Consider the following 13,571-nt stretch of genomic DNA (forward strand, 5'->3'; position numbering starts at 1 on the left):
TTTGAAGGGGGTTTCGCTTAAATTATTGATAATTGGATATAATATGATATGTTTAACTTCATTAAAAATAAAGAAAATTCTGACAGTACTTTGATTCTAGCTTTGATTTTGTGTTTTGGTAAGCGTGACTTGTAAAGTAAGTTCAAGATAAAACTAACATATAACGTTGGTCAGAATCAATTTTCAATCTATCTTTGCACGCGCTTTTAAAAGAACATAAATCGTTTAGTTTGAGTATTTCAAAATCTTCAATATCATCAGCCTCTGTGGTAACAGATTTTAAAGAAATCACCAAGATGGGATTATCCCTAAGTGTGGTTTTTTCTTCGGTTGCTGGTTACTTTCTTGGAGCAGAAACGATTAGCATCACTACTTTAGTTTTATTAGCATTTGGAGGCTACTTTATGGTAGGCGCTTCTAATGCTTATAATCAAATTATTGAGCGCGATTTAGATGCCTTAATGGATAGAACTAAAAACCGACCAATTCCTGCTGGTCGAATGTCTGTTAATACAGCCTTTGTCATTGCGACTTTATTTACAATTCTAGGTTTAGTTACCTTATATATTATTAATCCAAAAACCGCCATGTATGGCGCTATTTCTATATTTCTATACACTTGTGTTTATACGCCTTTAAAAACAAAGACATCATTAGCCGTTTTTGTAGGTGCGTTTCCGGGTGCCATACCTTTTATGCTCGGATGGGTTGCAGCTCGTAATAGTTTTGGTATTGAGCCAGGAACCCTGTTCGCCGTACAGTTCTTTTGGCAATTTCCTCATTTTTGGGCCATAGGATGGTTTTTACATGAAGATTATAAAAAAGGAGGCTTTCATATGCTTCCAACTGGAAAACCAGATAAAGGCACTGCGGTGCAAATTGTAATGTATAGTATTTGGACAGTTTTAGTATCTATAATCCCAGTTTTTGGGTTTACCGGAGATTTGAAATTATCAATTGTAGGTGCTGTTTTCGTATTTCTAATTGGTTTAGTTATGGTGTTTTATGCAGGGAGGTTATTTAAAGAACGTTCCATAAAAGCGGCTAAACAACTCATGCTGTCAAGCGTATTCTATATCACCTTACTGCAAATTATATATGTTGCAGATAAATTTTTAAGATAAAATGGATTTAACACAAGGATCACATCAAGAAAAAAGATCAAGATCAAGAAAAATGATGCTTTGGTTTGGGATTGGCTCTTTAATTATGTCTTTCGCTGGCCTAATTAGTGCGTTTATAGTGAGCAGTAAGCAACGACGTAATGAAGATTGGTTGGTCGATTTTCAATTACCGGATGCGTTTTTTGTAAGTTTAATACTGATTTTGTTGAGTAGTCTAACCTTTATATTAGGTAAACGTGCGCTTAAACAAAATAATATGAAGATGGTAACCATTTATTTATGGGCTACCTTAGCTTTAGGTATTGGCTTTGTTATTAGTCAGTTTGCTGGATTTGGGGAAATTATAGCTACGGGTTATAATTTTACAGGTCCCACAAGTAATATTACAATGTCTTACATATATGTGATAGCAATATTGCACATAGCGCACGTCATTGCTGGTCTAATATGTCTCATTGTTGTAATTTATAATCATTTTAAACAAAAGTATAACTCCAACAATATGTTGGGTTTTGAACTAGCTGCAAATTTTTGGCATTTCATAGATATGCTTTGGCTTGTGCTCTTTTTGTTTTTATATTTTTTTAGATATATAATTTGATTATTTTTGTCCAATCTTAAAATTTAAATAAATTCTATGGATTCTACAGTAGCTAGTACTGGTACAGAAGGAAAAACTTGGGGAGGCGGCAATAGACCGCTAAAAGCAAGTTACGGAAAGTTGATGATGTGGTTCTTCCTTGTATCTGACTCATTAACATTCTCAGGTTTCTTAGCCGCTTACGGTTTTGCGAGATTTAAGTTTGTAAACGAATGGCCAATCGCCGATGAAGTGTTTACACACGTTCCGTTTTTACATGGTCAAGAGTTGCCAATGATTTATGTGGCATTTATGACTTTTATCCTTATTATGTCGTCTGTAACTATGGTGTTAGCCGTAGATGCTGGTCATCATATGAATAAGGCCAAAGTAACCTTATACATGTTCTTAACGGTAATTGGTGGTCTTATCTTCCTTGGTTCTCAAGCTTGGGAATGGAAAACATTTATACAAGGTGATTATGGTGCTGTACAAACAAATGCTGGAAATATTATTCAGTTTGGTGAATATGTAACCGAAGATGGTGTTGAGAAGTTTAAACGAATCTCTATAGACGATTTTGCTGCAGTTCAAGAAAGTGATCGTGTGGCGCACGAACGTAAGAATGGATTGTGGTTTACAGAAGAGGCAACATTACCTCCTTATACTGTAGATGAAATGTATTCAGGTTTAGTAGCCAATGAAAATTTAAGAGTAAGAACACAATTCTTAGATGAAGATGGTCATAAAACCGTTTTATCTCGAGAAGAATCACTTAAACACTTGAAGAATAATGGTAAGTTAGTGGTAAAGGGTGCTAACCTTAAAGTGAATGAATATGGTCCAACATTATTTGCAGACTTATTCTTCTTTATCACAGGATTCCACGGTTTTCACGTATCTATAGGTGTACTATTAAACATTATTATATTCTTTAATGTGGTTCTAGGGACTTACGAAAGAAGAGGTAGTTATGAGATGGTAGAAAAAGTTGGTCTATACTGGCACTTTGTGGATTTAGTATGGGTATTCGTATTTACATTCTTCTATTTAGTATAAAAGGAAATTAAGATTTTATTATGGCACAAGAGCATAAATTAGCAATATTTAGAGGACGTTGGAAATTTAAATCTAACACACATAAAATTTGGGGTGTTTTAGCCTTGTTATCTTTTGTTACAGCAATAGAAGTAATATTAGGTATTTACAAACCAGATATATTAATGCATACGTGGATGGATCCTGTTCAAGGAAGTGGGTTCTTCGCAACGGTAGCAAATATTATATTATCTCCAATTGTATATATGAAGCCATTAAACTTCATATTCATTTTATTGACAATTGTAAAAGCATATTATATCACATGGGATTTCATGCACGTAAGAGATGAAGTAGGAAGCTTAAGAAAAATGATTGTTTGGACAGGAGTTTTTCTAATCTGTTACTTAGTATTTATCATCCTTCAAGAAGGAGGTTACGTTTTTGAAGCATATCATGGTGATGATTCTATAATTACTCACGATTTTTAAACGTGATAAATTAAGTTAAAGGACGTTAAAAGGTGGTTTATATAAACCACCTTTTCTATTTTTGTACTTTAATGATTTTTGGTAAAGAAAGGTTGAATAACCCATTAAAAAAATAAGATTTATAGTTCTTCAAGATGAAAGCAAACAGTATAAAACGTAATGTTATTTTAGGGGTATTATTCTTTTTACCAGTTGCCTTTTTATTAATGCTATATCCAGCCAAGCACAACTACGATGCTCTTAATATTGTTAATGAAGGTGTTTCGGATATAACGAACTTCACCTCTGATAATTCGGAGAACATTCAATTAAAAGATCATATTACCGTATTGGGTTTTTTTGGGAAAACACCAGAAGATAAAATGATAGCTGCTTCCAACCTTAAGGAATTGGTGTACGATAAGTTTAAAGGGTTTAAAAACTTTCAAATTGTTATTGTCGTACTTGAAGGAACTGAAGCTTCGGTAGATCTTTTAAAACAAGAAGTTAATACCTATGAAGATTTAAGTTATTGGCATTATGCTTACGGAACTGAGGGTGAAATTAAGATGCTGTTTAATACCTTAAAATCTCATGAAGAGCTTTCTGATAATCTATCAACTAACAGTATTTATATTATTGATAAAGAATTAAATCAAAGAGGGCGGCTAGATGGTCGGTCGGAAAAAGAGGTGGAAGATAATAAACCATCTTTTAGTGTGTTTTCATATAATACAATAGAAGTTGCTGAAATTAAAAATATGATGAGTGATGATATTAGGATTCTTTTTACCGAATATCGTCAAAAACGAAAAGGCAAATTCGATGACTCAAATACTAGAAGAAGTAAAGAATTAAAACAAAGCAATGAGTAACAAAACTAATTATTCGTATGTAGGTATAGCATTTATCATTTTGGTTTTTGGAATCATTTTCGTTCCAAAAATCATAGATCGTGTAAGCGATGGTGATATTGTTAGAGACGATAGTAGAAGTAAAGGAGTTTCTACTTCAACAATTAATGATAATAAGAAGAAAAGTGATCTTGTTTATTTAGAAATTAATAATGAACGCAAAACGGTGCCAGCCTTTAGCTTTACGAATCAACATGGAGAAACCATCACAAATGAAGATTACGCGGGTAAAGTTTATGTGGTGGAATTCTTTTTCACCACATGTCCTACCATTTGTCCTATAATGAACAGGAATTTAGTTGAAGTCCAAAATAAATTTAGTGAATTTGAAGATTTTGGTGTGGCAGCATTTACAATTTCACCTGAAACCGATACACCTGAAGTGCTAAAAGCTTATGCTGATAACTATGGTATATCTCATCCTAATTGGAACCTATTAACAGGTGATGAAGCGGCAATTTATAAATTAGCCAACGAAGGTTTTAATTTGTATACCGCTAAAAATGAAAATGTGGAAGGTGGTTTTGAACATTCTGGAAATTTCGCTTTGATAGACAAAGAAGGCTATATTAGATCTAGAAAAGATGGTTTCGGAAACCCATTAATTTTTTATAATGGATTAATCCCTGAAGCAGACGGTGTAGATGAAGAAGGTATGCCACAAGAAATCACCATTCTTAAAGAGGATATCGCCAAATTATTGAAAGAATAAGCTCAAATACTTCTCACATGAATTCTGTTGATTTAGAAAAAGAAAAAAAATACAATAAGTGGATTATAGCCCTATCTATTATAATTCCATTAGTTGTTGGAGGATTATTTGGAGTTAATCTACGCGACCTTGGTTTCGATGTAGAGCCCTTAACATTTCTACCACCAATTTACGCCACGATAAATGCGTTTACGGCTTTACTTTTAATTATAGCATTTGTCGCCATTAAAAAGAAAAATAGAGTTCTGCATGAAAATCTAATGACGACGGCCATTGGGTGCTCAGCCGTATTTCTAATAATGTACGTTGCCTATCATATGACAAGCGACTCCACTAAATTTGGTGGTGATGGTATTGTGAAATATATCTATTTCTTTATTTTATTCACACATATTGTACTTTCAATCATCATAATCCCTTTTGTTCTAATTACCTATGTTAGAGCAATAACTAACAATATAGAGCGTCATAAGAAGATTGCGAGAATCACCTTTCCGCTTTGGTTATATGTGGCTATTACTGGAGTAATAGTATATATTATGATTTCACCTTATTATACTTAATTATGACTCGTAAGATTTTACTTTTTCTATTTAGCGTGTTCTTCTTTATTAGCACTAATGCGCAATGCGCAATGTGTAGAGCCGTTTTAGAAAGTGGAGAAGATCAATCTGCAGCAGAAGGCATCAATGATGGTATTGTTTTTTTAATGGCTGTACCGTACTTATTAGTAGCTATTATAGGCTTTGTGATCTACAAAACGTATAGTAAATCACAAAAGCCAACAAATACAGAAGAAACGCTGTAACATTCCTTTCATATAATAGTCTTATTTTAAGGACATGAATTCTGACTAAGTTTTAATCTTTACATCGCTATTATAACTGAGCCTGTAAGATTTCTTATATTTAGTGTAACACTTTCAGTTTTTTATAGACAAATAAGCATCATGAAAAAAACAATCTTAATAGGACTATTACTTTTTGGGTTTTTAGCTCAAGCTCAAAATAAAAAGTGGACTCTAAAAGAGTGTGTCGAACATGCTTTAGAAAATAATATTTCGGTAAAACAAAGTGAATTAGATGTCGATCTAGCTAATGTAGATAAACTTACAGCTAAAGGGAATTTCGTTCCTACTATAAATGCGAATAGTGGTGTAGCAGAAAATACAGGGCTTAGCTTTAACCCAGTTACAAATAATGCACAAACAACCACATTTTTATCTGTGACTGGCAGAATCAATGTTGGTTATACCTTATTTGATGGCTTAAGAAACTATAGGCAACTACAGCGAGCGGATCTCTCGAAACTGGCAAGCCAGTATCGTTTAGATAAAATGAAAGATGATATTTCTCTTTTTGTAGCTAATGGTTATTTACAAGTACTGCTTAATAAAGCCAATCTCGAAGTATTAAAATCTCAGAATGAAGTAACTCAAGCTCAAATTGAACGCACACAACAATTAGTAGATGCCGGTTCATTACCTCGAGGCGATTTATTAGAAATTAAAGCTACTGATGCTAGTGAACAACAATCTATTATTAATGCTGAAAATGGCGTTAGGATTTCATTGATTAGCTTGGCACAATTGTTACTCATTAAAGATTACGAGAATTTTGATATTGAAGATGAGGGTTATGATATTGTTGATGAAGGAATTTCAGATAAAGATATTTCAGAGATATTAGCGAAAGCTAAAGAAACACGTTCCGAAATTAAGATTGCAGAACAGAATGTAGAATTGGCAAAGAAAGATTTGCAAATTGCTAAAGGTGCAAATTATCCAACCTTATCAGCATTTTTTGGTTACGATACGAGATATACGGATGCCACATCTTTTACTCAGCAAATAGACCCAGATAATCCAGTTATTACAAGACAAATTGGTACAGTAGAAGGGACAGGTCAAGCGGTCATCGGTCAATTTCCTAATACTTTTCCGGTAGAAACTTCAGTAGAACCTTTTATAGATCAGCTCTATCAAAATGACGGTATCGCCTATGGTTTTCAACTAAACATCCCTATTTTGAATGGCTTTTCAACTAAAGGTAATATACAGCGAACTAAAATAAATTTAGAACGGACAAGATTTCAACTAGAGCAGGCAGAGTTGGATTTAGAGTCAACAGTTTATCAAGCTTATGTAGATGCTAAAGGAGCACTAAAGTCTTATGAAGCTGCAAAGTTAGCCGTTGAATCACAAGAGTTGGCCTATAATTATGCAAGAGAACGTTATGATGTAGGTTTAACGAATGCCTTCGATTTTAGTCAATCTAAACTAAGATTTGACAACGCCAATATTGAATTGAATAGAGCAAAATACGATTACATTTTTAAGTTAAAGGTTCTTGAGTTATATTTTGGAATTCCAGCAACTGAATTAAAGTTTTAATTATGAGTAAAAAAGCAAAAATTATTATCGGAATTATCCTCCTCATATTCGCAGTATTAATTGCAGGAAAATATTTGGGCTGGTTCGGGAAGAAGGGAGATTTCAAAGAAGTTATAGTTAAAGAAGTGGTTTTAAAAGATATTGTTGAAACTGTTTCGGCTACCGGAAAAATCCAACCCGAAATAGAGGTTAAGATTTCGTCTGAAGTGTCAGGGGAGATTCTAGAATTACCTTTTAAAGAAGGGCAACAAGTTAAAAAGGGTGATTTACTAGTTCGTATTAATCCAGATTTAATTCAATCGGCTGTTAGTAGAAGTCAAGCGTCTTACCAAAATGTAAGAGCAGGTTTAGAACAAGCAGAAGCCAATTTAAAACAAGCAAAAGCGGACTATAATAGAAATAAAACGCTATTTGATAAAGGGGTCATATCTAAATCAGAATGGGATCGTTCAATCGCAGCTTACGAAACGGCTGTAGCTGGAAAAAACTCTGCTTACTATAATGTACAAAGTGCAGCGGCAACCGTAAATGAAGCCAAGGACAATTTAAATAGAACGACGATTTATGCGCCTATGACTGGGACTATTTCACTCTTAAACGTTGAATTAGGTGAACGAGTGGTGGGAACACAACAAATGGCAGGAACGGAAATTTTGAGAGTTGCGAACTTAAACAATATGGAAGTCGAAGTTGATGTCAATGAAAATGATATTGTTAAAGTGAATATTGGTGATTCTACTATAGTTGAAGTTGATGCGTACTTGAAAAAGCAATTTAAGGGTGTTGTTACGGCCATAGCAAACTCTGCTGCTGGAACATTAGCGGCAGACCAGGTAACTAATTTTAAAGTAAAAGTAAGAATCTTAGAGGAATCTTATAAAGACTTAACTGAAGGTAAACCAGAGTCATATTCGCCATTTAGGCCAGGAATGACAGCTACTGTAGATGTGATTACAAAAACACGAAAGGATGCTATTGCAGTCCCTATTAGTGCTATAGTGATTAAAACAGATACGAGTTCCGTTAATAAACCTTTCAGTGAAAGAATTAAAACGGAAGACAATGACATACAGTTAGAAGAGAAAAAGTTCGAATGTGTTTTTGTCAATGAAAATGGTACTGCAAAACTAAGAGTTGTGGAAACTGGAATTCAAGATGACACCTATATCGAAATTGTTTCAGGACTTTCCAAAGATGATAAAATCATTACTGGGCCTTATAATATGGTTTCTAAAAATTTAAATCCAGGTGATTTAATCGAAGAAAGAAATAATCAGGCCGCAGCAGCGAAAGAAGAATAAAGAAAAATATACCAAATGGCAATAGTGCTAAATATTGAAACAGCAACAACAAATTGTTCAGTCTCTCTTTCTAAGGATGGAGAGACTTTAGTTTTAAAAGAAGATAATAGTCTCGGATACTCGCATGCCGAAACCTTACATGTATTTATTGATGAAGTTTTTAAGATTGCAAATTTAAAACCTTCTGAAATAGACGCTGTAGCTGTGAGTAAAGGGCCAGGGTCTTATACGGGTTTGCGTATTGGTGTTTCATCGGCTAAAGGACTTTGTTTTGCCTTAAACAAGCCTTTGATTTCTATTTCAACTTTGGAAAGTTTAGCCCATCAAGTAAATATAGAGGAGGGCTTTATAATTCCAATGTTAGACGCAAGACGTATGGAAGTGTATTCAGCCATATACAATTCTAATCACGAATTACACAGAGAAATTCAAGCTGAAATTCTTACTGAAGAAAGTTATAAAGATCTATTAGCTACGAGCAAGGTATATTTTATTGGAAATGGCGTGTCAAAAACAAAGGACTTAATTCAGCATCCTAACGCTATATTTATTGAAGGTAAATTGCCTTCAGCAAAGGAGATGGGCTTATTAGCAGAGCTTAAGTACAAAAAAAGCGACACCGAAGATGTCGCTTATTTTGAGCCTTATTATTTAAAGGATTTTGTTGCTTTGAAAAAGAAGAATTAACCTTTCTTCTGAATCTCAACTTGATGTGGGTAAGGAATATCGATACCTGCAGCATCAAGAGCTTCTTTAGTTTGCTCAATTAGGTCAAAATGTACCGTCCAATAATCTTCCGACTTAACCCAAACTCTAGTAAAGAAATTAATAGAACTATCAGCTAATTCAGAAACGTTAATTGCTGGAGCAGGATCTTTAAGTATGAGTTCATGTGAATTAATCACACTCATAATCGTTTCCTTCGTTTTCTTAATATCAGAATCGTAACCAACACCAAAAGTTAAGCCTACACGACGTGTAGCTTCAGTAGAATAGTTAATGATGTTCCCATTAGATAAGCTGCCGTTCGGTATAATGATTTCTTTGTTATCTGTTGTAGTTAATTTTGTTGTGAAAATTTCAATTTCTTTAACTGTACCAGATTCACCTTGAGCTTCAATGAAATCACCAATTTTAAATGGTTTAAAAATCATGATTAATACACCACCTGCAAAATTACCTAAGGATCCTTGAAGAGCAAGGCCAATAGCTAAACCAGCAGCGGCAATTATAGCAGCGAAAGAGGTTGTTTCAACACCCACTGTGCCAAGGACTACAATTATTAATACTATTTTTAAGATCCAACCTATAAGATTAGATAAGAATTTTTTCAGGCTCTCATCATAATTAGCCTTGTTCATGGCTTTGTTAGTTCCTTTAAGTATCATTTTTACAACCCAACTACCAACAATCCATATTAGAATAGCGAAAATAAGCTTAGGGCCGTATTCAATAATTAAATTGTAACCTGCATCAATCCATTTTTGTGTTTCCATATATTATAATTTAAAATTTTAAAAAGAAAAAACTCGGCTAATTTTTAGACCGAGTTATATTTATGTTTAGTGAATAAATTGAGTTATTTCACTTCAAAGGTTAATTTTAAGTTCACTCTAAATTCTGTAACATCGTTATCTTTAACAATAGCGCTTTGATCTTTAATATAAACTGATTTTATATTTTTCACAGTTTTAGAAGCTTCTTTTACTGCTTTTCTAGTTGCATCTTCCCAGCTTTTTTCTGAGTTTGCTAATACTTCAATAACTTTTAATACTGCCATTTTTATATGTTTTAAATTAATAAATTATTTATAGCTATAAGATACAAAATTTAAGAGAAAGTCTGTTAATTAATTGTTAATTGCATCTACTGTAATAGCCTTATCATTCAGCATATCTTTCAACATGGTTTCAATACCATTTTTCAGCGTAAAGGTGGATGATGGACAGCCACTGCAAGCGCCTTGTAATAAAACTTCAACCTTTTTAGTTGTAGCATCATAAGATTTAAACTCTATGTTTCCTCCATCGCTTTCAACTGCTGGTTTAATATATTCTTCTAAAATATTAACGATGCTTTTTGAGATATCATCTAAAGCTTCAAACTTTTGTTCAATGGCCTCTTCTGTCTTTTTAAGTTGTTTGGGTGCATCATCATTCAATATAGCTTTACCTTGTTCTACATATCCTTTTATAAATTCTCTCAATTGAACAGTGATTTCTTCCCATTCTATGATATCAAATTTCGAAATGGAAATAAAGTTCTTTTCCATATACACATTTTTAACAAATGGAAATTGAAATAGAGCAGTAGCTAGTGGTGAAGGTTTTGCTTCTTCTATAGAGGTGAATTCAAAAATACTTGGCACTAAAGCTTTGTTGCAAACAAATTTTAATACACTTGGATTCGGGGTGCTTTCCGCATAAACAGTGACAGCAGCTTTAGGTTTAATAGCCTCTTCAGTGACAACAACACCGTCATTAGATAAATAATCTTCTATTTGAGTTGCGACTTCGTCTTGAACATCTTTCCAATCCACAATATTATAACGTTCAATAGCTATAAAATTTGAAGCTATATACACTTTCTTTACAAAAGGAAGGTAGAACAATTGTTGAGCTAAAGGAGAGTGTTTTGCTTCATCAATATTATTGAACTCAAAACTATTATGATTGGTTAAAAAACGATCTGCTTCAAACTTGAGAATAGTATCATTAGAAGTAGGAACTATCGATATTTTTGTCTGTGACATATTTTTTATTTGCAAAAGTATGAAATATCAAGATGAAACGCTCATCCTTTGAATGATGTTTTTCTAGCCAAAAATTGAAGTCAATTCATATAATTTGATTAAATTTCGTGCTGAATTTAACCTACGCCTATACTTTATAGGTAAAATCCCAAAGTCTGAGCGTAATCGATTTGACCCTGCTTACTATGAAGAAAATATTATTTACCATTGCTTTAGTTGTTTCATCTTTAGGTTTTTCGCAAGATATTTTAATGGAGAATGGAACATTTATGCGATGTGCTCCTGATAAATTTTATGATTCAGGTGGTGAGTTTGGGCCCTATGGAAATAGTGAAAACTTAGTGACTACTATTTGCCCTCAAAATGATAACGAATTTATTATATTAGATTTTAATTTGTTTGTAACTCAACTAGGAGCTACTCCAGATACCATGCATATATATGATGGGGATGATACTACAGCAAATTTAATAGGAAGTTACTCGGGAACTAATAGTCCTGGAACAGTTTCAGCCTCCGGTGCTAATACATCAGGATGTTTAACCATTGAGTTTGTGTCTAACGAATCCGGTCAAGGAAGTGGTTGGGAAGCGGATATATTATGTGCAACACCTTGTCAAGATATTATAGCTTCAATAGATAACACAACACCTGAGGCAAATGGTTCAGGTGTAGTAGGAATTTTACCAGGTGAATCTGTCGATTTTTCAGGAAGTGCAACCTTTTCTTTAGATGGCACAGGAGCAACATATAGTTGGAATTTTGGAGATGGTAATACAGCTATAGGATCAGAAGCTTCACATACTTTTAATACACCGGGAACCTATACGGTTACTTTGACGGCAACTGATGCAAATCCACAAGGCTGTTCTGCCACTGATACCATAACTGTTTTTGTCTTAGGGCCTAATATTGTTGTGGACCAAGATACGTTTTCACCGGAGCAATTAATAGAAGATGTGCTAATTAATAGTCCTTGTGCGGCGGTTTCTAATATTGTGTGGTCAACAGGTATTAGTTTTGATCCGGTTAATGAACCAAATGGTATTGGATATTTTTATGGAGATGGTCAGAGTTTCCCATTCCAAGAAGGTTTAATACTATCTAGTGGAGATGCGAGTAAGGCTGGTGGACCAAATGACACGACAGTTAGTGATGGGTCTATGACTTGGCCAGGGGATGCTGATTTAATAGCCGAATTAGGAACCGAGTCATATAATGCAACCTATATTCAATTTGATTTTACGCCACTTGCAGATAGTATAAGCTTTGATTTTTTAATGGCTTCGGAAGAATATGATGGAGCTGGTTTTGAATGTCAATATTCAGACGCCTTCGCTTTTTTATTAACAGATTCTGCCGGTAATACAACAAACTTAGCGGTAATTCCAGGAACTACTACACCAATTAAAGTAACTAATATCCATCCAGATAATGGTGTTTGTGGTGCAATTAATGAAGAATATTTTGGAAGTTATACGCCATTTAATGGGGCTCCAATAGTTTATGATGGTAGGACGGCTGTTATGACAGCGCAAGCAAACGTGATACCGGGAGAAGACTATACTATAAAATTAGTAATTTCAGATGATAGAGATACAGCTTTTGATTCTGGCGTTTTTATTAAGGCTGGTAGTTTTAATTTAGGTGGAGATTTAGGTGATGATATTACTATTGAAGCTGGTACAGCAGAATGTGATGGAACAGAACTTACTTTAGATACGAGATTAGAATTAGCAACACACGTGTGGTATAAAGATGGAGTTGAAATTGAAGGTGAAACATCTTCTATATTGACTGTTACAGAGCCTGGAATATATTATGCGGATTTCGATTTTTCAGGTGTTTGTACAGGTTCTGCCGAGCCGATTTTAGTTGAGTTTAAAGATAGTCCAACTGCAAATCCAGTGCCAAACCTTGTAATTTGTAGTGTAACAGGTACTGAAGAGTTTGACTTAACTCAAAATGATAGTGCTTTATTAGGAACACAAGAACCAGAAAATTTTAATGTTTCTTATCATTTGTCTGAGCAAGATGCAATTGACAATGTTGGTGCTTTAACTAGTCCATATACGAATATTGAAACACCTCAAACTATTTGGGCTCGAATAGCAGATTCAACACAAACTTGTTTTGATGTGTCTTCGTTTACTGTTTCGGCAACGGGAGCTCCTACAGTTAACCCAGCACCCAACATGGAGTTATGCGATGACAACAGCAACGACGGCTTCGAGAGTTTCGATTTAAGTGCTCAAACGGCTTCGATTTTAGGCGGGCAATCAGCAGCA

At 34.1% G+C, this 13,571-nt stretch carries 15 protein-coding genes; 12 read left to right on the forward strand and 3 right to left on the reverse strand.

Features of this window, described 5'->3' with window-relative positions:
- Nucleotides 1-236 precede the first annotated feature (236 nt).
- The 11 genes from cyoE (at nucleotide 237) to tsaB (ending at nucleotide 9,218) form a co-directional block, all read left to right on the forward strand.
- Nucleotides 237-1,124, forward strand: a complete 888-nt coding sequence (cyoE, locus tag DFQ11_RS05230; protein ID WP_110474837.1) for a heme o synthase — start codon at nucleotides 237-239, stop codon at nucleotides 1,122-1,124.
- A gap of 1 nt (nucleotide 1,125) precedes the next feature.
- On the forward strand, nucleotides 1,126-1,725 hold the full coding sequence (locus tag DFQ11_RS05235) for a cytochrome c oxidase subunit 3 (protein ID WP_110474766.1): 600 nt from the start codon (nucleotides 1,126-1,128) through the stop codon (nucleotides 1,723-1,725).
- A gap of 36 nt (nucleotides 1,726-1,761) precedes the next feature.
- The gene (locus DFQ11_RS05240) at nucleotides 1,762-2,763 is read left to right on the forward strand and encodes a cytochrome c oxidase subunit 3 (protein ID WP_110474767.1); all 1,002 of its coding nucleotides are present in this window, start codon (nucleotides 1,762-1,764) and stop codon (nucleotides 2,761-2,763) included.
- A gap of 20 nt (nucleotides 2,764-2,783) precedes the next feature.
- On the forward strand, nucleotides 2,784-3,233 hold the full coding sequence (locus DFQ11_RS05245) for a cytochrome C oxidase subunit IV family protein (protein ID WP_110474768.1): 450 nt from the start codon (nucleotides 2,784-2,786) through the stop codon (nucleotides 3,231-3,233).
- A 134-nt stretch (nucleotides 3,234-3,367) separates the two neighbouring features.
- Nucleotides 3,368-4,087 (forward strand): hypothetical protein, encoded by a 720-nt coding sequence (locus DFQ11_RS05250; protein WP_110474769.1) that lies wholly within the window; start codon nucleotides 3,368-3,370, stop codon nucleotides 4,085-4,087.
- Nucleotides 4,080-4,838 carry an SCO family protein gene (locus tag DFQ11_RS05255; protein WP_110474770.1) on the forward strand — a complete coding sequence of 253 codons (759 nt, stop codon included), beginning with the start codon at nucleotides 4,080-4,082 and terminating at the stop codon, nucleotides 4,836-4,838. The genes DFQ11_RS05250 and DFQ11_RS05255 overlap by 8 nt, the downstream gene beginning before the upstream one ends.
- 17 nt (nucleotides 4,839-4,855) lie before the next feature.
- The gene (locus DFQ11_RS05260) at nucleotides 4,856-5,401 is read left to right on the forward strand and encodes a DUF420 domain-containing protein (protein ID WP_110474771.1); all 546 of its coding nucleotides are present in this window, start codon (nucleotides 4,856-4,858) and stop codon (nucleotides 5,399-5,401) included.
- Between the two features lie 2 nt (nucleotides 5,402-5,403).
- Entirely contained in the window at nucleotides 5,404-5,646 is a 243-nt protein-coding gene (locus DFQ11_RS05265; protein ID WP_110474772.1) for a hypothetical protein, read from the forward strand.
- Nucleotides 5,647-5,787: 141 nt separating this feature from the next.
- Nucleotides 5,788-7,230 (forward strand): TolC family protein, encoded by a 1,443-nt coding sequence (locus DFQ11_RS05270; protein ID WP_110474773.1) that lies wholly within the window; start codon nucleotides 5,788-5,790, stop codon nucleotides 7,228-7,230.
- Nucleotides 7,231-7,232: 2 nt separating this feature from the next.
- Nucleotides 7,233-8,531 (forward strand): efflux RND transporter periplasmic adaptor subunit, encoded by a 1,299-nt coding sequence (locus DFQ11_RS05275; RefSeq protein ID WP_110474774.1) that lies wholly within the window; start codon nucleotides 7,233-7,235, stop codon nucleotides 8,529-8,531.
- A 15-nt stretch (nucleotides 8,532-8,546) separates the two neighbouring features.
- A complete protein-coding gene (gene tsaB, locus DFQ11_RS05280) occupies nucleotides 8,547-9,218 on the forward strand; it encodes a tRNA (adenosine(37)-N6)-threonylcarbamoyltransferase complex dimerization subunit type 1 TsaB (protein WP_110474775.1) in 672 nt (223 codons plus the stop codon).
- On the opposite strand, the gene DFQ11_RS05285 is transcribed toward tsaB, so the two are convergent.
- The 3 genes from DFQ11_RS05285 to DFQ11_RS05295 form a co-directional block, all read right to left on the reverse strand.
- On the reverse strand, nucleotides 9,215-10,027 hold the full coding sequence (locus DFQ11_RS05285) for a mechanosensitive ion channel family protein (protein ID WP_110474776.1): 813 nt from the start codon (nucleotides 10,025-10,027) through the stop codon (nucleotides 9,215-9,217). The genes tsaB and DFQ11_RS05285 overlap by 4 nt on opposite strands.
- Nucleotides 10,028-10,110: 83 nt before the next feature.
- Nucleotides 10,111-10,311, reverse strand: a complete 201-nt coding sequence (locus DFQ11_RS05290) for a dodecin family protein (RefSeq protein WP_110474777.1) — start codon at nucleotides 10,309-10,311, stop codon at nucleotides 10,111-10,113.
- Nucleotides 10,312-10,380: 69 nt separating this feature from the next.
- Nucleotides 10,381-11,283 carry a NifU family protein gene (locus tag DFQ11_RS05295; RefSeq protein WP_110474778.1) on the reverse strand — a complete coding sequence of 301 codons (903 nt, stop codon included), beginning with the start codon at nucleotides 11,281-11,283 and terminating at the stop codon, nucleotides 10,381-10,383.
- 185 nt (nucleotides 11,284-11,468) lie between these two features.
- On the opposite strand from DFQ11_RS05295, the gene DFQ11_RS05300 reads away from it, so the two are divergent.
- On the forward strand, nucleotides 11,469-13,571 hold a 2,103-nt coding region (locus tag DFQ11_RS05300), incomplete at its 3' end, for a choice-of-anchor L domain-containing protein (RefSeq protein WP_233487595.1).

Source organism: Winogradskyella epiphytica, from assembly GCF_003217215.1.
Taxonomy (GTDB): Bacteria; Bacteroidota; Bacteroidia; order Flavobacteriales; family Flavobacteriaceae; genus Winogradskyella; species Winogradskyella epiphytica.